This window comes from Mesorhizobium sp. WSM4823, from assembly GCF_055811195.1.
Genome location: NZ_JBVVQL010000005.1, coordinates 222706 through 244108 on the forward strand (window position 1 = coordinate 222706; position 21403 = coordinate 244108).

Here is a 21403-nt window from a genome sequence, read left to right on the forward strand (position 1 = left end):
AGAAAAACTGCCGTCGTTGCCGTTACCGGTTACCACCAAGCGCCGAGGCAAGGCGCACAAGCGAGAGGAACTCGGACCGGTACCCAAACGGGTCGGCTCCCCGGGCGGCAGTGGCAATCTCCATGATCTTGTCGTAGCCGAACTTCGCGGTCGCATCCTCATCGCGTAGCTTCTGGCCAAAGGCCGCGACGGCAACGGAGAAGCGCTGGTCGGTGCTGGCCTGGTCAAAGCTCGCCACCTCGTTGGCTGATGTTACCGGCGTGGTTATGAGCTTCGAGGCGTCCTCGTTCGGTAGCTTGTAGCGGATTTTGACGAAGGCATATTCGTCGGCATTGGCGACGCCGCCATTGTTCACTGAAGCCTGGCCGTAGCGCAGCGGATCAATCTTCTCGCCGCCGCTGCCCTTCGGCGCGATCTCATAGATCGCGGTGACCGAATGCCCCGAACCGATCTCGCCGGCATCGACCCGATCATTGTTGAAATCTTCGCGGTTCAGGCCGCGGGTCTCATAGCCGATCAGCCGGTATTCCGAGACCTTTTGCGGATTGAACTCGACCTGGATCTTCACGTCCTTGGCGATGGTGAACAATGTCGAAGACGCATCCTCGACCAGCACCTTCTCGGCCTCCGCCAAAGTATCGATATAGGCGGCGGTGCCGTTGCCGTTCTGGGCGATGGTCTGCATCATCTGATCGTTCAGATTGCCGCGGCCGAAGCCGAACACCGACAGGAATACGCCGGTCTTGCGCTCCTGCTCGATCAGCCGCTTCAGGTCGTCGTCGTCGGTCTGGCCGACATTGAAGTCGCCATCGGTGGCCAGCATCACCCGGTTGACGCCATCTTTGACGAAGGACTTTTGCGCCAGCCGGTAGGCTTCCTTGATGCCCGCCTCGCCGGCCGTGCTTCCGCCGGGCGTCAAAGTGTCGATGGCATTGAGAATCTTGTCCTTCTCCGAAACCTTGGTCGGTTCGAGCACGGTGCCGGCGTCACCCGCATAGGTGACGATCGAGACGGTGTCGTCGGGCCTCAATTTGTTGACCAGAAGCCGGAAGGCCGATTGCAGCAGTGGCAGCTTGTCCTGCTCGTTCATTGAGCCCGACACGTCTATCAGGAACACCAGATTGGCCTTGGGCTGCTCGACCGGCTTGGCGTCGAAACCCTTGATGGCGACATGCATCAGCTTGGTGTGCTCGTTCCATGGCGTCGGCATGACGCTGACGGTCGAATTGAACGGCGTCGAGGCGGTCTCAGGCGCTTTCCAGTCATAGGGGAAGTAGTTGATCATTTCCTCGACGCGAACCGTGTCGACCTGCGGCACAAAACCTTCCCTGAGCGAACGTCGCATGAAGGAATACGAGGCCGTGTCGACATCGATCGAGAACGTCGAGACCGGCTCCTCGAGCGCGGCACGCACCGGATTGGTCTTGAAACCCTCGACGCGGTCGCGGTTTTGCTCCTGCGGCAGGATCTGGTCGGCCGGCATGGTGGAGGGCTGCGCCATCAGTTTGGATTCGGCTGTTGTGCCGACCGCTGCGGCGCTTGCGCCGCCGTCCTGTGCGAGCTCGTCGATCGGCGCCGGCGGGGGCGCATTGCGGGTCAGCGCATCCTGCCTTGCCATACCGCTGACAGCCGCCGATTCGGGCTTCGGTGGCGATGCCGGCTCAAGCGCCTCGGCTGCGACGCGGCTTTCAACGTCGACATCGGCTTTCTTCCGCTTGTCAGCCTCGGTGACGGTGAGCGACGTCACCGTTGGCGGCGCATTGGCCACAGGTTTGTCGGCGAGCGTTTCGGTGATCTTCTCGTCCCCACCGGAACGGAACGGCTGCTCCTGTAGCATATAGATGGTGGCGTATCCGGCGATCGGCAGGGCGACGAGCCCGGCAATGGCCGGCGTGGCGAAGAGTTTCTTTTGCATGATTTCGCTCCAGAGCTTTTGTGCTCGCTCTGTGAGACGAAGCCCGCCCGCAGATCCTTGGGCGGTGGCGTGAGTTTTTTCATCCGTGTCGTAGGCACGCATGGCGGCTGCAAAGGCACGCGCCTTCGCATCGGTACCCGGCGCCGGCGCTGCGATGTCGCGCAGCCTGTTGAGTTCGTCGTCGTCGACCATGATCACACTTCCCCGGCTGAACGCATGAGCGTCTTCAACCGTTTCTTCGCTTCATGGATGTGCCAGGAAACCGTCGTCTCAGAGATCGCCATCGCATCGGCGGCGGCTGCGTGGCTTAGTCCTTCACCATAGACGAGCAGCACTGCGTCGCGTTGCTTGCCCGGCAGCATCCGCACCGCCGCCCAAAGCGCCTCGGCTGGATCTTCGAGCTCGGCCGGGGCTTCTCCCGAGATCAGCTCGTAAGCGCCGTAGGCTTGGGTCTTGACCGTCTCGCGTGCAGTCTTGCGCATCATGTCGCGCGCCGCATTCAGTGTCATGGCGTAGAGCCAGGTGGTGAAGGCGCCGCTGCCATGATAATCGCGGATCGCCCGCCCAAGCCGGACGCAGACTTCCTGGGCGATGTCTTCGGCGTCGGCCTTTTTTCCGCACCAGCGATAGGCGGCGCGATAGACGAAATCATAGTGCCTTTCGAGCAATGTGCCGAAAGCCCCCCTGTCTCCGTCCTTCGCCCGCCCGATCAGTTCGGCGTCGGAGGCTTCGCTTTCATCCAGCATCAGCGCCATCATTTGCCTGTTGGACGAAGGCTAGTGGCGATTCCTTGGGATGAGGGAAGAAATTTTTTGGCAGGCGGTCACATGAAGACTGTCTACGCTCTATCCAAGCGTCTCCGCGAACAGCGTCGCCAATCGTTTCCAGTGGCGCTCGGCGCCGCTAGCATCGAAGGCGCTGTGGTCCGGCACGCACCAGCCATGCGCCATGCCGGCATAGTTTTCTATGGCATGGTCGACCTCGGCCGTGCGCAGCGTTTCGGCCAGCCGCGCCGACTGTTCGGGCGGGAAGCTTCTGTCCACGCCCGCAGTGCCGACATAGACCCGCGCGCGTTGCGGTAGAAAAGGTCCGGGACCAATACCGCGTAATTGTCGCCTGCGGGCCGTTCCGCCATTTGGTCGAGCGCCGGCCGCGGGCCAAAAGCGTCCATATAGAAGATGATTGCGGTCTTGGCCGGGGCTGCCGAGCGGAACAGACCGGCTTTTGCCAAGCCATCACTGGTTTTGATCTGAATGTCCCGCTTCGCCATCACCCACTCCTTTGACTTGTCGTGCGATACATATCCACGCAAGCCATCGGGGCAAGTCGTAATGCGGCAACCCTATTCAAGATTCCGTGCGGCATTCGGCGAACGCTACAGACGCGCGAACGCCGCCATGTGAAAAGCCTGAACCTCTGGGGGATACCGGTAGTCCGTACCATAGGGACAGGCGTTGCGGTCGCGACAGCCGCCGGTCCGGCAAGGCGCGCCGTTTTGCCCACGCACATGCACCAGACAAGTTTCATGCGCGAAACCATCCGCAGAATACGCATCGACTGGGCAGGATTTTAGGCAGGGCTTTTCTAGACATGCATCGCAAAGGTGAAACACGTCGCGAGGTTCTGGAAGCGCAATCTCGTCCTCGAACAGCAGTGCGCCGCGATAGGCGTGCCAGAGCCCGTATTGCGGATGCATGAGGATGCCGAGCGGCGATGGCTTCAGCCCCTCCGCCCGCATCGCCCATTGCTGGAACGGCAGATACGGTCTGTCGGACGGTGACACGGCACGCGCGCCGAAGTCGTTCGCCACTGCGCCGATCACTTCGCGAGACCATGTATCGAGCGGATTGGCGATGGTTTGCGGTTGGCGTTCCCGCCAGCGCAGAAAATACGGCCACGGCGCAGCACCCGCCTGCCCCACCAACAGAACGGATCTGGCGGCAGCGCCGGAGAGACCGGAAGGCGCTTGCTCGCCGTCCGTAAAATTGAAGCCGCCGCGAAGCATGAGGCCGTGAGCGGAAAGCGCAGCCGCTATATCTTCGATCATGCTGGGTACAGGAGTCACTCCTTCCTGTCCGGATCGGAGAAGGCGCTCCGCCAGACTTCCTTGTGGATGATGTTGGCGACTTTAGCCCCGCCTGACTCGGGCTCCTTTCAGGTGAAGGCGTCGGGCATCGACGCCTTCTTTTTGGCGATGAACTCCTTCAGCCCGTCGTCGATGCCCTGATCGAGATGCGGCGCCTCATAGCTGTCCAGCCAGCGGCGGGCGAGTTCGTTGGCGCGCTGCGGTGCGGTTTTTTCCCCTTCGGCCAGCCACTGCTCGTAGGAATTGTTGTCGGCAATGTTGGAACGGTAGAAGGCGGTCTGGAAGTTGGCCTGGGTGTGGTCGCAGCCGAGATAGTGGCTCCCTGGACCGACCTGGCGGATGGCGTCCATCGCCTGGCCGTTCTCCGACAGGTCGACACCTTCGGAGAGTTTCTGCGTCATGCCGAGCTGGTCGATGTCCATCAAGAACTTTTCGTAGCAGGAGGCGAGCCCGCCCTCGAGCCAGCCGGCCGCGTGCAGCACGAAATTGGTGCCGGCAAGGATCGTCGAGTTCAGCGTGTTGGCGCTTTCATAAGCCGCCTGCGCATCCGGTATCTTCGATGCGCAGAGCGAGCCGCCGGTACGGAACGGCAGGCCAAGCCGGCGGGCGAGCTGCGCCGCGCCATAGGAAACCAGCGACGGCTCCGGCGTGCCGAAGGTCGGCGCGCCCGATTGCATCGAGATCGACGAGGCGAAGGTGCCGAACAGCACCGGCGCGCCCGGCCGGATCAGCTGTGTGAACGACGCGCCGGCCAGAACTTCGGCCAGAACCTGCGTCAGCGTGCCGGCGACCGTTACCGGGCTCATCGCGCCGGCCAGGATGAACGGCGTGACGATGCAAGCCTGGTTGTGGCGCGAATAAACCTTCAGCGCTCCCAGCATGGTTTCGTCGAACACCATTGGCGAATTGGCGTTGATCAGGCTGGTCAGCACCGTGTTGTTCTCGACGAAATCGTCGCCGAACACGATCTTGGCCATCGCCACAGTGTCTTCAGCGCGCTCCGGCGCGGTGACCGAGCCCATGAACGGCTTGTCCGAATACTTGATATGGCTGTAGATCATGTCGAGATGACGCTTGTTGACCGGCACATCGACCGGCTCGCACACCGTGCCGCCCGAATGGTGGATCGACGGCGCCATATAGGCGAGCTTCACGAAATTGCGGAAATCCTCGATCGTCGCGTAGCGCCTGACGCCGTCGAGGTCGCGCACGAAGGGAGGCCCGTAGACCGGCGCGAACACCGTGGCGTTGCCGCCGATCTGCACCGAGCGTTCGGTGTTGCGGGCGTGCTGGGTATAGGTAGACGGCGCTGTCTTCAGCAGCGAACGGCAGAGGCCCTTCGGGAAATGCACGCGCTCGCCCTTGACGTCGGCGCCGGCCTCTTTCCACAGCTGCAGCGCCTCCGCGTCGTCGCGAAAGATGATGCCGATCTCCTCGAGCACCGTGTCGGTGTTCTTCTCGATCAGCGCCAGCCCTTCCTCATTAAGCACCTCATAGACATTGATCTTGCGCTTGATGTAGGTGAGCTGGGTGCCGGGTCCGCCGCCCGAGCGCGCCGCCCGCCGGGCAGCAGCGCCACCGCTTGCGGCGCGCCCGCGCCGCGCATTTGACGCTTCCTGATCGACCGGCGCGTTCTCACTCATGATCTTTCTTCCCTGAAACCCGAAAACTGTTGCGGCCGCATATCGCGGCTTCTGGCCGGATCGTAGTCATGCACCCTATTCGAAACGGCCCGCCAGCGCCAACGCCTGTCGCAAAATCGACAAGAATTCCAATAGATTTGCGGTCGCTTTCCTTTTGCGGGAAGTCGCAAATCAGCTATGGACAAGCGGCCCTCGCGGGTTAGGTATTGACGCAATATTTTTTGAGCTGCCGTGATTGTTCCACACGGCAAGGAGCCTGAGAAAAAATGGCCGACGACGAGATCATCCTTTCCGAGCTTTCCGATGACGAACTCGTGCAGCAGATGCACGACGACCTTTATGACGGTCTGAAGGAAGAGATTGAGGAAGGCACCCAGATCCTGCTCGAGCGCGGCTGGGCGCCTTACAAGGTGCTGACCGAGGCGCTGGTCGAAGGCATGCGCATCGTCGGCGAGGATTTTCGCGACGGCATCCTGTTCGTTCCCGAAGTGCTGCTATCGGCCAACGCGATGAAGGCCGGCATGTTCATCCTGCGTCCGCTGCTTGCCGCCACCGGCGCGCCGAAGCAGGGCAAGATGGTGATCGGCACCGTCAAGGGCGACATTCACGACATCGGCAAGAACCTCGTCGGCATGATGATGGAGGGCGCCGGCTTCGACGTCATCGACCTCGGCATCAACAATGCGGTGGAAAAATATCTCGACGCCATCGAACAGCACCAGCCTGACATCATCGGCATGTCGGCGCTGCTGACGACAACCATGCCCTATATGAAGGTCGTCATCGACACGATGAAGGAAAAGGGCATCCGCGACGATTATGTCGTGCTGGTCGGCGGCGCCCCGCTCAACGAGGAATTCGGCAAAGCGGTCGGCGCTGACGCCTATTGCCGCGACGCGGCCGTGGCGGTCGAGACCGCCAAGGACTTCATGAAGCGCAAGCACAACGTCCGCGCTTCGGCCTGAGCTGACGAGGAGAAGACAGGAGCATAAGTACGGAAGCCCGTACTCCCGTACTTATGCCATGACACAGGCCGAAGCGGCGCGTAACGCCTGGCAGCAAGCGACAGTGGTCCGCGCAGCGAACATGCCGATGACTATTCCGCCTCTTTCGCCTCTTCCTTTTTCAGGACCGGCGTGTCGGCAGTTGTCGTATTCGTGATGCTTGCGACTTTGGTTTGCTGATCAACGCTTGCAGCTTTGGTTTGCTGATCCACGGAAGCCGTCGTTTTAGTGTGGCCAACACATTCCGCTGCGGCGCCGGACACAGAAAGGCCCAGTGCGGCGACAACCAAGAGAGCGGTCTTCATCCTAAGGCTCCTAGCTTCGTTGTTGAGGGTATCAGAAAAGGGTAACGGCATATCCCCTGCTCGAAAAGTCAACTTTTCGTGCCTGAACTGACGAAAGCAGTTGCAACAGGCGGACACGACGTCCGCGTCTCGGCCCGGAGTATCCGGCACGGACAATAAACCGAGCCGCGCCTTGCAGCGCGACTTTGTTGTTCCCAGATGTTAGAAGGACTCAACGCGCATCGCTTGAACTATGTTGATCGCGATGCGCGTTGATAAGATTGCGGATCAGGGATTCTCGACCGTGTCCTCAACCGCGTTGGCTGTCGATTTGACATCCTTGCCGACGCCGCGGACGGTGTTGGCGCAGGCCGAAAGTGCCAGGGCACTAGCTAGAATGGCGATAGGTGCAAGGCGCAACAGTTTCATGGATAGTCTCCCTCGTTCGATAGATTCAAAACAATAGCACGAAAACCGTTCTATGAGCGCCGTACGAAAACTACAACCCGATCAAGGCGCCAGGCTGCTCGTCATCGCCTGCGGGATGATTGCGCGCGAAATTCTGGCAGTCAAGGAGCAGCTGGGGCTCGACCATCTCGACCTTACCTGCCTGCCGGCTGAGTTCCATTTCTACCCTGACCGCATCGCGCCGGCCATGGACAAGGCAATCGAGAAGGCCAAGGCCGACGGCTATAGAAACATCTTCGTCGGCTACGCCGATTGCGGCACCGGCGGCCTGCTCAACCGCGTCTGCGAGAAGCATGGCGTCGAGCGTATGGCCGGGCCGCATTGCTTTGCCTTCTACCAGGGCATGGACGCCTATGCGAAGGTCGCCGACGACGACATGATGTCGTTCTACATGACCGACTTCCTGTGCCGGCAGTTCGATGCCTTCTTCATGAAGCCGCTCGGCCTCGACAGGCATCCGGAGCTGATCAAGGACTATTTCGGCAATTACGAGAAGCTGATCTATATCGCCCAGACCGACGATCCGGAACTCGACAAGGTCGCCGAGAAAGCCGCGAAAATGCTCGGCCTCGCCTATGAGCGCCGCTCGACCGGTTATGGCGATCTGACGACGGAACTGGCCAACGCCGCGGCACGCGGCTGATCTTTCGATCAGGCGGCTCCTTCTTCCGCTGCAAGGGTGGCGAGCACGTCGGCAAAGCTCGTCTTGCAGACGAAGCCCAGCCTGTCCCTCGCTCGCGAAGCATCGCAAATGCGGTCGATCGAGGAAAACATTGTCCAGCCTTTGCGGGCGTAGAGCGCCGGAAACTCCGGGAAATAGCGCGCGACGACGGACGGTGCGTCCGCGATCAATGCCTCGCAATCGTCGGGCCTGAACGGCGTTGGCGCCGAGACGATGAAGGTGTCGAAGCCCAGTTGCGGCGCCCTCTCCAGTGCCGCGACATGGGCATCCGCTGCATCTTCCACCTTCAACCGGCGAAACAACAGCTCATTGGCTTTGGTGTTGGCGCCCGACTGTTCGATCGCATGCGCCATGTCGTCGGTTTCGGGAAAGAAGCGCGCCGTGCGCAGCACGATCACCGGCAGGCGGTGCTCGATGTGGTACAGACGGCAAAGATGTTCGGCCGAGAGCTTGGTGACGCCGTAGATGTTGCGCGGCTCGGGCGACATCTCTTCCGTCAGCCAGGCAGCCTTGCGCGCACCGCCGGTGAAGCCTGCGCGGATGGCTTGCGAGATCATCAGCGACGTCGTCGACGTGAAGACGAAGCGCTGAACGCCTGATACCACCGCCGCATCGAGCAAGTTCAGCGTGCCGCGCACATTCGTCTCGACGAAATCCTCATTGCGGTTGTGTTCGATATCAGGCTTGTGCAACGCGCCGCTGTGGACGATAGCCTCGATGCGGTTTTCCCTGACTGTCCGCATGACCAGATCACGGTCGGCAACCGAGCCGATCATTTGCGTTTGCGCCGACGGGACGGGATCGAAACCGATGACGTCATGGCCAAGCGCCCGCAGCCGCGGCGCCAGCGCGCTGCCCAGCCAACCCGACGATCCTGTCGGCAATATCCGCATCGATGAGACCAAGATTTTGACCTGACGCTGTTAAGCACGGATGACAGGCCGCCGCGAACCGGTAAGTTATGCGCCAGACAGGAAAACAGGCTGTTCCAGCCACAACGGGAAACGCACCGATGATCACTCGCCTCCTGATTGCTACAGGAATTGTCTGCTTCGCCCTCCCCGCGCTCGCCGACGGCGAGGTGCAGAAGCTGATCACGCCCGCCGACAAGGCGCGGCTCGACAAATATGACGAGACGCGCAAGGCAGCGCTTGACGGAGCCAAGGCGGGTACCGCCGCCGAGGTCAAAGAGCTCGACGCCTTGATGGCAAAGCCGCTGGTCTCGTTTTCCGACAAGGACCTGACCGGCAACTGGCAATGCCGCACCATCAAGGCCGGCGGGCCCGGCGCGCTGGTCATCTATGGCTGGTTCAAGTGCAAGGTGAGCGACGATGGTTCGGGCTGGAGGCTGGAAAAGACCACCGGCTCGCAACGCACCAAGGGCCGTTTCTTCGACGATGGCGAAAAGCGCGCGATCTATCTCGGCTCCTTCTCCGTCAACAACGATCCCGCGAAACCCTATGGCAGCGGCCCGCAAAGCGACCAGGTCGGCTACGCCCTTCGCAGCAGTGCCGACGAATGGCGCATCGAATTCCCGGCGCCCTACTACGAATCGAAGCTCGACATCCTTGAATTCAAGCGCTGAGCCTGCGGCTCTGACACCCTGGCCGATCACCAAGGATTAACCCGGGCGGCCTAACCTCCCGCGCTAAGACCATGTCTTTACGGGCGGCACGTCGCGAACCATGGAACGCCAGAAATCAAACCTGCCGCCGATCGTCGTCGTTACTGAAGGCGGTCCGCATATCTGGGCCATCGTCAACGCCATTACTGACCGACTAGGTCCCGTCAGCGTCATTCTCGAAACCCCTGAATCCAAAAAGCAATTGCTGCTCGGGCGTGCCCGCCGCCAAGGCTGGCCACAGGCGATTGGGCAGTTCGGCACCATGGTGCTGACGCGGCTCGGCAAGCGGTTTTTCGTCGGACACGCAGCACGCATCATCGCCGAACAGAAGCTGCAAACCGAACCCAGGCCCGGACAGGCGATCACCCATGTTCCCTCGGCCAACGCGCCGGAGTGCCTGCAGGCGATCGCGAATATCCGGCCCGGCGTCGTGCTGCTCACCGGCTGCCGCCTGCTGTCGAGACAGACGCTGGCGAATATCCCTTGCCCGGTCCTCAATTACCATGCCGGCATCACTCCCAAATATCGCGGCATGAATGGTGGCTACTGGGCGCTGGCGTCGGGCGATGCGGAAAATTTCGGCACTACGGTGCATCTGGTCGACGCCGGCGTCGACACCGGCGGCGTGCTGCGGCAGGCGCGCGGCAAGCCTGGCCCGGGCGACACCATTTCAAACTACGCGCTGCGGCAGGCGGCTTTCTCACGCGACATCTGCGTCGGGGCTGTCAAGGACGCGCTGGCCGGCAAGCTTGCCACCTCAGATCCCGGCCTGCCCTCGAAACAATGGTACCATCCGACGATCTGGTTCTATCTGTGGACCGGCGTCAAAACCGGCGTCTGGTAATCCAGCTGTTCTGAAGTCTCGCCTTTCTCTTGCCGCTTGCGATTGCGTCGCTTTTGAATGCGCGCACGTCGTCCCATAACAAGCAGGCTGGTGGCGCTTGCGGCAATGCTCGAAACCACTGCATCGGCTCGAAAATCGAAATCGATCGTCGGAAAGCACGATGCAGCCGCGCTAAGGTGGTAGGGCGCCCTTTCCAACCAGACGTAAAGCGCGCTGCAGGAGTGAGAATTCATGGCCGATCTGATTGTCGTCTACTGGCGCGACATCCCCGCCCAAATCATCGTCAAGAAGGGCCGGCAGAACGCCAAGCGCGAACTGCCGCTCCGCTTTACCGAGGCGATCGACATGTGTGCCATGCGCACCGGCGCCGGCGGCACCGACGATTACCTGGCCGAATGGCGCAAGGCCAACCCCGTGCCGGTCAGCGACGACCTCGAAGCCGAGGTTGAAAAAGCCTTTCAGGAGCTCGACGCGAAATACGACCGCGAGCGGCTGGTCGCTCTAGTCAAGGCGGGCGGAAAAGAACATGTCTGAAACTGTTCCTGGCAAGGATGGCCCAAGGATTACCCAGCCGGTTACCCAGGCCACACTGGTCAAGAAGGCAGCGCCGAAATCCGACTACAAGCCAGCCGACGTGTCGCCGCAGCGGCGCGTCCAGCGCTCCTTCGCGGTGCGGCTGTGGTCGATCCGCCATTCGCGATTGCTCGAATGGTTCTATTCCAGGTTCGCCGATATGTTCCTGCTGCTGCATCCCTTGTGGAAAGGCATCGGCTACAACAGGGTCGAAGGTCCGATCAAATTCGTCGAAAAACGCGTCAAGGGTTTTATGTTCGATTGCCGCATGTGCGGCCAATGCGTCCTTTCCTCGACCGGCATGTCGTGCCCGATGAATTGCCCCAAGCAATTGCGCAACGGTCCTTGCGGCGGTGTGCGCGCCAACGGCAATTGCGAGGTCGAGCCTGACATGCCCTGCGTCTGGGTCAAGGCCTGGGAAGGCTCGCGCAACATGGTGCAGGGCGACAAGATCCTCGACGTGCAGAAGCCGGTCGACCAGTCGCTGCGCGAAACCTCGGCATGGTTGCGGGTGACAGCACAGGCTGCCACCGCGCGCGAAGCCGCCGCCAATGCCAAGACCGGGGCATCGGCATGATCGGCCGCCAGCGCGACGAGAACCCGGCCGGCATTCATCTGCCGCTTGAGCCCCTGCCCGGCCACACCTCGCGCGGCCGGCTGGAGCGCGTGCTTCGGCGCGGCGAGTTCGCGGTGACCACCGAGCTCAACCCGCCCGACAGCGCCGATCCCGAAGACGTTTACAACCGCGCAAAGATTTTCGACGGCTGGGTCGACGCCATCAACGCCGTCGACGCGTCGGGCGCCAACTGCCACATGTCATCGGTCGGCATCTGTGCGCTGCTTACCCGCATGGGCTATGCCCCGATCATGCAGATCGCCTGCCGCGACAGGAACCGCATCGCCATCCAGGGGGACGTACTGGGCGGGGCGGCGATGGGCGTCGCCAATATGCTGTGCCTGACCGGCGACGGCGTGCAGGCCGGCGATCAGCCCGGCGCCAAGCCGGTATTCGATCTCGACTGCATGTCGCTGCTCGAAACCTGCCGCATCATGCGCGACAACGGCAAGTTCCTGTCCGGCCGCAAGCTGACGACGCCGCCGCAGCTTTTCCTCGGTGCGGCGATCAACCCGTTCGCGCCGCCGATCGACTTCCGCCCCTACCGGTTGGGCAAGAAGATCGCCGCCGGCGCGCAATTCGTGCAGAGCCAATACTGTTTCGACGTGCCGATGTTCCGCACCTACATGCAGCAGGTCCGCGATCTCGGTTTTACGGAAAAGTGCTTCATCCTGTGCGGCGTCGGACCGCTGGCTTCAGCCAAGACCGCCAAATGGATCCGCTCCAATGTGCCGGGCATTCATATCCCCGATCAGGTCGTCAAGCGACTGGAGGGCGCTCAGGATCAGAAGAAGGAAGGCAAGCAGCTCTGCATCGACATCATCAACGAAGTGAAAGAAATTCCCGGCGTCTCCGGCGTCCATGTCATGGCCTATCGCCAGGAAGAATATGTCGCCGAGATCGTCGATGAATCGGGCGTGCTGAAAGGCCGCCAGCCCTGGAAACGCGAAATCCGCCGCGACGATCAGCTCGTCGCCGACCGGCTCGACCACATATTGCACGACGAGATAACCGAAACGCAGGTTGACATGGTTAAGACCGCGCATTGAAGGCGCGGACGGCCACCATTCGCTTGATCGAAATCAGAAACGATATAAAGAACTCTTTATATCACGACGGAGAGATTTCATGACCCGGACGATCGTCGCCTCGGCGACACGAGAAATCATCATCGGCTTCGACCAGCCCTTCTGCGTGATCGGCGAGCGCATCAATCCAACCGGGCGCAAGAAGCTCGCCGCCGAAATGGTCGCGGGCAATTTCGAGACGGTCATCAAGGATGCGCTGGAGCAGGCCGCCTGCGGCGCGACCATGCTCGACGTCAACGCCGGCGTCACCGCCGTCGACCCCAACGCGACCGAACCGGCGCTGCTGGTGCAGACGCTGGAGATCGTGCAGGGCCTGGTCGACCTGCCGCTGTCGATCGACAGTTCGGTGACCGCGGCGATCGAGGCGGCGCTCAAGGTCGCCAAGGGCCGGCCGCTGGTCAACTCCGTCACCGGCGAGGAAGAGAAGCTCGAAGCCATCCTGCCGCTGGTCAAGAAATACAACGTTCCGGTCGTCGCCATCTCGAACGACGAGACCGGCATTTCGATGGACCCGGACGTGCGCTTCGCCGTCGCCAAGAAGATCGTCGAGCGCTGCGCCGATTTCGGCATTCCGGCGCATGACGTCGTCGTCGACCCGCTGGTCATGCCGATCGGCGCGCTGGGCGACGCCGGCCGCCAGGTGTTCGCACTGCTGCGTCGGCTGCGCGAGGAGCTCAAGGTCAACACCACCTGTGGCCTGTCCAACATCTCGTTCGGCCTGCCGCACCGCCACGGCATCAACGCCGCCTTCATCCCGATGGTGATCGGCGCCGGCATGACCTCGGCGATCATGAACCCGGTGCGACCGCAGGAAATGGAAGCAGTGCGCGGCGCCAACGTGCTGAACGGCACCGACGAGAACTGCACCAACTGGATCAGGACATACAAGGACTATAAGCCGGCCGAAGGCGGCCAGGCGGTCGCTGCACCCACGCAAGTCAACGCGCCGGGTGAAGGCAATGGCAATGGCGGCCGCCGGCGCGGTGGCCGTGAAGCCCGTATGGCTCGAGGATAAGCGCACAATCGTGAACTCACCCGCCAACATCACCGACCCCCTCGTGCTGTTCATGCCGTCGGGCAAGCGCGGACGGTTTCCGGTCGGCACGCCGGTGCTCGACGCTGCGCGCCAGCTCGGCGTCTATGTCGAGAGCGTATGCGGTGGACGCGCCACTTGCGGACGCTGCCAGATCGAGGTGCAGGAAGGCAATTTCGCCAAGCACAAGATCGTCTCCTCCAACGACCACATCTCGCCCAAGGGCGCCAAGGAAGAGCGCTACGAACGCGTGCGCGGCCTTCCCGAACGGCGCCGCCTGTCCTGCTCGGCGCAAATCCTCGGCGACCTCGTCGTCGATGTGCCGCAAGACACGGTCATCAACGCCCAGACCATCCGCAAGGACGCCGACACCAGGGTCATCGCCCGCGATTCGGCAATCCACTTGTGCTATGTCGAGATCGAAGAACCCGACATGCACAAGCCGCTGGGCGATCTCGACCGCCTGAAGATCGCGCTGATGAACGACTGGGGGCTCAAGAGCCTCGATTTCGATTTCCATCTCCTGCCGCAGGTGCAAGGTATCTTGCGCAAGGGCAATTGGACTGCGACCGCGGCCATCCACAAGGATGCCGAGAGCGAGACCGCGCGGGTCATCTCTTTGTGGCCAGGCCTGAAGAACGAGGCCTATGGGCTTGCCTGTGATATCGGCTCGACCACCATCGCCATGCATCTTGTGTCGCTGCTGTCGGGCCGCGTCGCCGCCTCGTCGGGCACGTCGAACCCGCAGATCCGCTTCGGCGAGGATCTGATGAGCCGCGTTTCCTATGTGATGATGAACCCGGACGGTCGCGAAGGCATGACGGTCGCGGTGCGCGAGGCGATCTCGGGTCTGGTCGACAAGGTCTGCGCGGAAGGCAATGTCCAGCGCAACGACATCCTGGATTCCGTCTTCGTCGGCAATCCGATCATGCATCACCTTTTCCTCGGCATCGACCCGACCGAGCTCGGTGGCGCGCCGTTCGCGCTGGCCGTCTCGGGCGCCGTCCATATCAAGGCGTCGGACATCGGCCTGAAGCTCAACCAGGGCGCCAGGCTCTACATGCTGCCTTGCATCGCCGGCCATGTCGGCGCCGATGCGGCGGCGGTGACGCTGTCGGAAGGCCCGCACCGCCAGGACGAAATGATGCTGATCGTCGACGTCGGCACCAATGCCGAGATCGTGCTCGGCAATCGGGAACGGGTCGTGGCGGCCTCCTCGCCCACCGGCCCGGCCTTTGAGGGTGCGGAAATCTCCGGCGGCCAGCGCGCCGCGCCCGGCGCCATCGAGCGTGTCCGCATCGATCCCGATACGCGGGAGCCGAAATACCGCGTCATCGGCTCGGAGCTGTGGTCCGACGAGCCGGGCTTCCTCGACAGCGTGCAGGCGACCGGCGTCACCGGCATCTGCGGCTCCGGCATCATCGAGGTGGTCGCAGAGATGTATCTGGCCGGCATCATCTCCGAGGACGGCGTCGTCGACGGCGGACTTGCCGCCCGTTCGCCGCGCGTCACCGCCAGTGGCCGTACCTTCTCCTACGTGCTGAAGGAAGGCGAGCCCAGGATCACCATCACCCAGACCGACGTGCGCGCCATCCAGCTCGCCAAGGCCGCCCTTTATGCCGGCACCAAACTGTTGATGGAAAAGCAGCACACCGATCATGTCGACCGCATCCACTTCGCCGGCGCCTTCGGCTCGTTCATCGATCCGAAATATGCCATGGTGCTGGGACTGATCCCCGACTGCGATCTCGACAAGGTTTCGGCTGTCGGCAACGCGGCCGGCGCCGGCGCGCGCATGGCGCTGTTGAACCGCGGTTATCGCCGCGAGATCGAGGAAACGGTGAGCAGGATCGAGAAGATCGAGACCGCGCTGGAGCCGAAATTCCAGGAGCACTTCGTCTACGCCATGGCGCTGCCGAACAAGGTCGACCCGTTCCCGAAACTGTCGGCAGCAGTGAAACTGCCACCGCGCAAGACGGTCAGCGAGGACGGCATTGCCGGCGATGCCGCCCCGCGGCGGCGTTCGCGCGAAGGCCACGCCGCCCGCCGCGGCCGGGGGTAATAAGGAAACAATAGGCGACGCTTCCGATCTCCCCCTTGCGCGGGGAGATCGCAGTCGCTTCGGCTTTCGCCAATCACCAACGCCGGAAGGCGACGGATGAGAGGGGGCGCCTCCTCACTCAATTTCATATGCATGCAAATGTTTCCGGATCGGCCTAAACTGAAACAAGGCGCTGTTTTTCGTGAAATCCACCAGATACATGTACGGCGCATTTAACCGGCATCGAACGGCAGGCAGGAAATAACTTTCAGCCGCCGCAGCACCTCCAAAGGAGATGAAGATGTCGATGTTCGAAAGCCTTGGCCGCTATGGTATGGCCATCAGGAATGCACACAAAAGAAAGAGGTCTGTCCGGGCCATGAACAGCCTGCCGCCCGAAATTCAGAAGGACATCGGCTGGCCCGTGTCGCCGCGCGAAGACCCGCAGGTCACCTTCTCGGCCTTGCTTCTGGGTTCAGCGCGCTGATGACCTTCGCCGACAAATGCAAGCTGCTGGCCAAGCGCCCGGGCCGGCAAGCGGCGCCCGCGGCCAGCGCCAAAAGGCGGCGCGCCCCACAGTTTGCCCCGCGCGGAGCATTTCCCCGAGCCCCAACCCGATGCTGGCCTTGATTACCAGCCAGATCACACAACCGTGTTGTCTCAGTGCAAATCTTGACAATTTTGGCGAAGGCACGATCTTCGGAATTTGAGGGTTCTCTTAGTCGGCTCAGCCGAAGTCCGTGTGTCCGCATGCCCAGTCTTAAAAGCCACGTCGTTTCCTTGGTGCTCAGGTATAGCCGCAAGAAAGCCTTCTCCAGCCCGGAAAACCTGCAGCGCTGGATTGCCTATGCGCGCAAGACGGAGAACCATCAGCCGCCCGTAGCGCTGCGATCGCGTTTCGAGATCACGACGCGCAGCGTGGACGGCTTTCCCGTCTACGAGATCGCGCCCAAGGCCGGCGAGCGAAAGCGTATCCTCTACTTGCACGGCGGCGCCTATGTCTTTCAAATCACGTCTTATCATTGGGCACTGATTGCCGATATGGCCGACCGGCTGGGCTTCGGCATCACCGTGCCCATCTATCCCATTGCTCCCGAACACGATTTTCACGCCATGTTCGGCATGGTCGGCAAGGTCTACCGTCAGATGCTCGAAGAAACGGAAGCGCATGACATCGTCTTCATGGGTGATTCCGCAGGTGGCAACATGGCCGTGGTGCTGACCATGATGGCCGCGGAAGCCGACCAGCCTTTGCCGTCGCGCCACGTGCTGATTTCGCCCGGCCTTGACGTGTCGCTCGCCAACCCTGAAGTGCTCGAGGCGGAACGCTACGATCCGTGGCTGGGAATTCCGGGTGGGCTGGAGGCGGTCCGGCTCTACAGTGCCGGCATAGATCCCAGCGACTGGCGCATCAGCCCGCTTTACGGCGACCTCTCGGTACTGCCGAAAACGCTGCTTCTGACCGGTTCGCGCGATATGCTAACCCCCGACAATCTGATCTTCGCGCAGAAGGCCCGTGCCGCCGGTGTCGAGATAGAGGTAGTGCACGAGCAAGGCATGTTCCATGTCTGGCCACTGATCGACATGCCAGAAGCGCGGCGCGCGCGGGACAGCATCGTGGCGTTTTTAACCAGCGACACCGAGAGCTATCACGCCAAGGCCGGCGAATTGGCGCTGCAAAGGACAGATCGGAGCGTCACCGCTCACAACCTGGCTACGCCGTTGCGATCCTGAATCAAAATTTCCCGGTTTCCCTGAACACTTCGAAGGTGGCGCGGATATGGTCGGCGACGGCCTTAACCGGCGCGCTGGCGTCCGGTGCCACTATCATGGCCAGATTGTAGGTGCCGATGTCAGGCATGCCGTCCTTCGGGCAAAGCTCAACCATGTCGCTGCCGAGGAACGATTTCGGCAGCGGCGCCACTGCGAGATCGGACATGATCGCGGCTCGCTGGCCAGCCGTATGCGCGCTCATATAGGCGACGCGATAGTTTCGGCCCTCACGGCCGAGCGCTTCGAGGGCGCCGGCACGCCAGGCGCAGCCCTCTTCCCACAATGACACCGGCAACGGCTCGCGAAGATGCGCGCAGCCGCCCTTGGCGCCGGCCCAGACGATCGGTTCGGTGAGCAGCACTTCGGCGCCGAGCGCGCTGGTTTTGTAGGAATTGGTGAGTAGCGTGATGTCGAGCGCCCGGTCGTCCATGCGCCGGCGCAGATTGCTGCTCTGGTCGATGGTCACGTCGACGGCGATCGAGGGATGCGACTGCGCAAAACGTTTCAGCACATGCGGCAGCACGCGCTCGCCATAATCGTCCGGCGAGCCGAGCCGCACCACCCCGACAATATCGGGGATGATGAACTTCGACACCACCTCGCGGTTGATCGACAACAGCCGGCGCGCATAGCCAAGCAGCATTTCGCCATCCGTGGTCAGCGTCACCGAACGCGCGTCGCGCGCGAACACCGAACGGCCGAGAATGTCCTCCAGCTTCTTGATCTGCATGGAAACAGCCGACGGCGTGCGGAAGACGGCATTGGCCGCAGTGGTGAAACTGCCGGTCTCGGCGATCGCCACGAAAGTACGCAAAACGTCGAGATCGAGCAGCGGCAACGGATGATTGAGTGGGGCGTTCATGGGAGCCAGCCTTCAATTTTTCTGATGCAAAACATCATTCCATTTCGTTTGATTGAACATCACTTTGGGAGGATAGTCAACTCCATCGAAGGCAGACGTATAGAAAATGGTCTTGAAACGATCACGACATCGATCTGCAATCGACACGAAATGAAGCTGAAACAAACCTGAGGTAGCCCAGTGACCGGCAACTCCCCAATCAACGCAAAGGAGATTGAAATGTCCATCCTGTCATCCATCGGCCGCATTGCGACCGAATTCAACGCGGCCCGCACCCGCTATCAGACCGAACGCGCCATCCGTTCTCTGCCGATCGAACTGCAGAAGGATATCGGCTGGCCTGAAGCCGCCGACAGCAAGATCAGCACGCGCTACGGCGTCGGATCCTGGGCTGGTGGAGCAAAATAGATCGTGTGTACTCAAAGCTGAAGGCCTGCCGCGCAGACGCTGCCCGGCAGGCCTTTTCATTTGCAGTCAATGATTTTGCGAGCCATACCGCCGTTGCATGACACATATGAACAGGCCGCATAGCAGCTCACATTTCTACTAACTCTTTGTAAGTGATCATAAATCTTAGGCGAAATGCCTAAATATGCCGCATTCTGTGTCGCTTTTCATATCAAGTGCTTCGCTTTTGCGATTTAGTTTCCCCTCACGTAAGCCTATATCAGCGTCAGCAAACGAGCTGCCCCACTCCATCAAGCGAAGGCGACCCGTCTGAGCAACCGAATGGAGATGAATCATGAAGCTTTTTGCCCGCCTCTTCCCTCGCCGTGAAATGAATCTGACGACCGCGCTCGAGCGCCAGCGCCTTGCCAACACCATGCCCGGCCAGACCGGCGCCATGGCTGCCGCGCGTCTCGGTTTCGTCGCCTGATCTGACAAGTTTGCTAGCAGCGCGCGCCGCTGCCGTGCAGTTGATCACAACGCCGCTTCGGTCTTGCCGGAGCGGCGTTTTCATTCTGCGCCCACCACACCCCGGCACACCTGCTCAATCCGGCCGCATGTCGGTAGCGATTGCCCGTTTGCGACCCGTGTCGCAAATAAAGTCTCTCCGTTGGCGCCTAGCCAATTGACAGGAAAGGTTTTTCCTGATGTCGCTATGCTGATCGCGACATCCTGTTCGCGCCATTGCAGCGTGAGGGCTACCCCTGTGAACGTCGTAAATCATCCGATCAAGCGATCGTTTGTATTCTTCCTGGTCCCGGATTTCACCATGATCGCCTTTGCGACGGCGCTCGATCCGTTGCGCTCGGCTAACCGGATGCTCGGCTACGAGGCGTACCGTTGGCGGCTCGCCAGCATCGACGGCAAGCCGGTGCGCGCCTCGAACGGCGTCGAATGCGCCGTCAACACCTCGCTGGAGGACGAACGTAAGAAGATGTCCGGACCGGAACGGCCGAACATGGCGGTGGTCTGCAGCGGCATCAATGTCGAGCGCTACCAGAACAAATCGGCCTTCGCCTGGCTGCGCGAGGAATACAACCGCGGCGTCGCCCTCGGCGGCCTGTGCACCGGCGCACATATACTGGCCGCCGCCGGCCTGCTGTCCAACAAGCGCTGCGCCATTCATTGGGAGAACCTGCCGGGCTTTTCCGAGGCGTTCCCGAAGGCCAATGTCTTCGCCGACCTCTTCGAGATCGACCAGAACATCTACACCTGCGCCGGCGGCACCGCTGCGCTCGACATGATGCTGAAGCTGATCGGCGACGATTTCGACGATAACCTCGTCAACCGGGTGTGCGAGCAGGTTTTGACCGACCGCGTGCGCAGCCCGACCGATCGCCAGCGCCTGCCGCTGCGCGCGCGCCTTGGTGTGCAGAACTCCAAGGTGCTGACCATCATCGAATTGATGGAAGCGAACCTGTCCGAGCCGCTGTCGCTGATCGAGATCGCCGACCATGTCGACCTGTCGCGCCGGCAGATCGAGCGCCTGTTCCGCACCGAGATGGGCAGATCCCCTGCCCGCTACTATCTGGAAATCCGGCTCGATCGGGCCCGGCACTTGCTGATACAATCGTCGATGCCGGTGGTCGAAGTGGCGGTCGCTTGCGGCTTCGTCTCCGCCTCGCATTTCTCCAAATGCTACCGCGAGCTCTATGCGCGCTCGCCGCAGCAGGAGCGCGTCGATCGCAAGCAGTTGCTGGCGGCCTGACCCGCTCGGCGTCAGGCCGAGGTCGAACAATATGTCGAAATGGCGCCAGAAACGGTAAGACGATGCGGGGAGGAGCGCGCCGGTCGTGAAGCGGTTCGACGATGTAACTTCCAGCATCTTGGCGTGTAGCCTGTCTCGCGCTCCTTTTGCAATTGCGACGCATTTGAGATAGGACACTGACGTGTCTTGCGGCATGTACCAGCCCGCGGCATGTACCGGGTTGCGACACGCCTGTCGAGACAATCGGAGCTGCACATATTGCCCTCGGAACAGACGATCGCCGCCCTCTGTAAGAAACTCGGTCTGCGCCTCACCCGCCCTCGGCGCGTTATCCTGAGCGTCATTTCCGAATCCAGCGACCATCCGGACGTCGTGGAACTCCACCGCCGTGTCATCGCCATCGAACCGACAATTGCACTGGCTACCGTCTACCGCACTGTCAATCTTTTGCGGGAAAAGGGTATTCTCGAGCGGCACACCTTTGGCGACGGACGCGCCAGATACGAGACCGCTCCCCGGGAGCATCACGATCATCTGATCAACATCGAAACTGGTGACCTCGTCGAATTCCATTCGCCGGAGATCGAGCGGCTTCAGGAGGAGATCGCCAGGAAACATGGTTTCACCATCGTCAGCCACCGACTGGAGATCTACGTGAAGCCGATCCAGAAGTCGCGGCGCGCGCCTCAACCCGGCAAGTGACCGCCTGATG

Annotated in this window: 23 protein-coding genes and 1 pseudogene; 15 read left to right on the top strand and 9 right to left on the bottom strand. The window is 61.6% G+C overall.

Annotated features, from left to right (window positions below; translation table 11 throughout):
• Positions 1-22: 22 nt before the first annotated feature.
• The 5 genes and pseudogenes from AC0L26_RS15875 to AC0L26_RS15895 all read right to left on the bottom strand — a co-directional run bounded on the left by AC0L26_RS15875 (position 23) and on the right by AC0L26_RS15895 (position 5644).
• Positions 23-2107 (bottom strand): vWA domain-containing protein, encoded by a 2085-nt coding sequence (locus AC0L26_RS15875; protein ID WP_473633389.1) that lies wholly within the window; start codon positions 2105-2107, stop codon positions 23-25.
• Positions 2108-2109: 2 nt separating this feature from the next.
• On the bottom strand, positions 2110-2670 hold the full coding sequence (locus AC0L26_RS15880; protein WP_473633390.1) for an RNA polymerase sigma factor: 561 nt from the start codon (positions 2668-2670) through the stop codon (positions 2110-2112).
• 90 nt (positions 2671-2760) lie between these two features.
• Positions 2761-3185 (bottom strand): annotated as a pseudogene (locus AC0L26_RS15885) (dienelactone hydrolase family protein).
• 105 nt (positions 3186-3290) lie between these two features.
• Entirely contained in the window at positions 3291-3962 is a 672-nt protein-coding gene (locus AC0L26_RS15890) for a hypothetical protein (RefSeq protein WP_473633550.1), read from the bottom strand.
• Between the two features lie 107 nt (positions 3963-4069).
• Positions 4070-5644 carry a trimethylamine methyltransferase family protein gene (locus AC0L26_RS15895; RefSeq protein WP_473633391.1) on the bottom strand — a complete coding sequence of 525 codons (1575 nt, stop codon included), beginning with the start codon at positions 5642-5644 and terminating at the stop codon, positions 4070-4072.
• A gap of 266 nt (positions 5645-5910) precedes the next feature.
• Between AC0L26_RS15895 and AC0L26_RS15900 the strand changes: the two genes are divergently transcribed.
• On the top strand, positions 5911-6609 hold the full coding sequence (locus AC0L26_RS15900) for a corrinoid protein (protein ID WP_008876431.1): 699 nt from the start codon (positions 5911-5913) through the stop codon (positions 6607-6609).
• A 131-nt stretch (positions 6610-6740) separates the two neighbouring features.
• Here the strand turns inward: AC0L26_RS15900 and AC0L26_RS15905 are convergent, their stop codons facing one another.
• Positions 6741-6953 carry a hypothetical protein gene (locus AC0L26_RS15905; RefSeq protein WP_354490949.1) on the bottom strand — a complete coding sequence of 71 codons (213 nt, stop codon included), beginning with the start codon at positions 6951-6953 and terminating at the stop codon, positions 6741-6743.
• A 267-nt stretch (positions 6954-7220) separates the two neighbouring features.
• Positions 7221-7361 (bottom strand): EncA/B family entericidin, encoded by a 141-nt coding sequence (locus AC0L26_RS15910; RefSeq protein ID WP_352931893.1) that lies wholly within the window; start codon positions 7359-7361, stop codon positions 7221-7223.
• A 52-nt stretch (positions 7362-7413) separates the two neighbouring features.
• Here AC0L26_RS15910 and AC0L26_RS15915 point away from each other — a divergent pair, with 52 nt between their 5' ends.
• The gene (locus tag AC0L26_RS15915) at positions 7414-8043 is read left to right on the top strand and encodes a DUF1638 domain-containing protein (protein ID WP_473633392.1); all 630 of its coding nucleotides are present in this window, start codon (positions 7414-7416) and stop codon (positions 8041-8043) included.
• Positions 8044-8051: 8 nt separating this feature from the next.
• On the opposite strand, the gene AC0L26_RS15920 is transcribed toward AC0L26_RS15915, so the two are convergent.
• Entirely contained in the window at positions 8052-8975 is a 924-nt protein-coding gene (locus AC0L26_RS15920) for an NAD-dependent epimerase/dehydratase family protein (RefSeq protein ID WP_473633393.1), read from the bottom strand.
• Positions 8976-9094: 119 nt separating this feature from the next.
• Here AC0L26_RS15920 and AC0L26_RS15925 point away from each other — a divergent pair, with 119 nt between their 5' ends.
• The 9 genes from AC0L26_RS15925 to AC0L26_RS15965 all read left to right on the top strand — a co-directional run bounded on the left by AC0L26_RS15925 (position 9095) and on the right by AC0L26_RS15965 (position 17635).
• Positions 9095-9667, top strand: a complete 573-nt coding sequence (locus tag AC0L26_RS15925) for a DUF4893 domain-containing protein (RefSeq protein WP_473633394.1) — start codon at positions 9095-9097, stop codon at positions 9665-9667.
• Between the two features lie 100 nt (positions 9668-9767).
• Complete coding sequence (locus AC0L26_RS15930) at positions 9768-10550, top strand: formyl transferase (RefSeq protein WP_473633395.1); 783 nt, start codon at positions 9768-9770, stop codon at positions 10548-10550.
• A 231-nt stretch (positions 10551-10781) separates the two neighbouring features.
• Entirely contained in the window at positions 10782-11084 is a 303-nt protein-coding gene (locus tag AC0L26_RS15935; RefSeq protein ID WP_473633396.1) for a virulence factor, read from the top strand.
• Complete coding sequence (locus tag AC0L26_RS15940; protein WP_473633397.1) at positions 11077-11700, top strand: methylenetetrahydrofolate reductase C-terminal domain-containing protein; 624 nt, start codon at positions 11077-11079, stop codon at positions 11698-11700. The genes AC0L26_RS15935 and AC0L26_RS15940 overlap by 8 nt, the downstream gene beginning before the upstream one ends.
• On the top strand, positions 11697-12788 hold the full coding sequence (locus tag AC0L26_RS15945) for a methylenetetrahydrofolate reductase (RefSeq protein WP_354490933.1): 1092 nt from the start codon (positions 11697-11699) through the stop codon (positions 12786-12788). Before AC0L26_RS15940 ends, AC0L26_RS15945 begins: the two co-directional genes overlap by 4 nt.
• 79 nt (positions 12789-12867) lie before the next feature.
• Positions 12868-13842 carry a methyltetrahydrofolate cobalamin methyltransferase gene (locus AC0L26_RS15950; protein ID WP_473633398.1) on the top strand — a complete coding sequence of 325 codons (975 nt, stop codon included), beginning with the start codon at positions 12868-12870 and terminating at the stop codon, positions 13840-13842.
• A complete protein-coding gene (locus AC0L26_RS15955; RefSeq protein WP_473633551.1) occupies positions 13793-15922 on the top strand; it encodes an ASKHA domain-containing protein in 2130 nt (709 codons plus the stop codon). The genes AC0L26_RS15950 and AC0L26_RS15955 overlap by 50 nt, the downstream gene beginning before the upstream one ends.
• A 280-nt stretch (positions 15923-16202) precedes the next feature.
• Entirely contained in the window at positions 16203-16388 is a 186-nt protein-coding gene (locus tag AC0L26_RS15960; RefSeq protein ID WP_473633399.1) for a hypothetical protein, read from the top strand.
• 263 nt (positions 16389-16651) lie between these two features.
• Positions 16652-17635 carry an alpha/beta hydrolase gene (locus AC0L26_RS15965; RefSeq protein WP_473633400.1) on the top strand — a complete coding sequence of 328 codons (984 nt, stop codon included), beginning with the start codon at positions 16652-16654 and terminating at the stop codon, positions 17633-17635.
• A 1-nt stretch (position 17636) separates the two neighbouring features.
• Here the strand turns inward: AC0L26_RS15965 and AC0L26_RS15970 are convergent, their stop codons facing one another.
• Complete coding sequence (locus AC0L26_RS15970) at positions 17637-18536, bottom strand: LysR substrate-binding domain-containing protein (RefSeq protein ID WP_354490927.1); 900 nt, start codon at positions 18534-18536, stop codon at positions 17637-17639.
• Between the two features lie 219 nt (positions 18537-18755).
• Between AC0L26_RS15970 and AC0L26_RS15975 the strand changes: the two genes are divergently transcribed.
• From AC0L26_RS15975 to AC0L26_RS15990, 4 genes are all read left to right on the top strand, one after another.
• On the top strand, positions 18756-18944 hold the full coding sequence (locus AC0L26_RS15975; protein WP_473633552.1) for a hypothetical protein: 189 nt from the start codon (positions 18756-18758) through the stop codon (positions 18942-18944).
• Positions 18945-19278: 334 nt separating this feature from the next.
• On the top strand, positions 19279-19413 hold the full coding sequence (locus tag AC0L26_RS15980) for a hypothetical protein (protein ID WP_127853696.1): 135 nt from the start codon (positions 19279-19281) through the stop codon (positions 19411-19413).
• A gap of 339 nt (positions 19414-19752) precedes the next feature.
• Positions 19753-20691, top strand: coding sequence for a GlxA family transcriptional regulator (locus AC0L26_RS15985; protein ID WP_348627380.1), 939 nt, complete (start codon positions 19753-19755; stop codon positions 20689-20691).
• 258 nt (positions 20692-20949) lie between these two features.
• On the top strand, positions 20950-21393 hold the full coding sequence (locus AC0L26_RS15990; RefSeq protein WP_352932255.1) for a Fur family transcriptional regulator: 444 nt from the start codon (positions 20950-20952) through the stop codon (positions 21391-21393).
• Positions 21394-21403 lie beyond the last annotated feature (10 nt).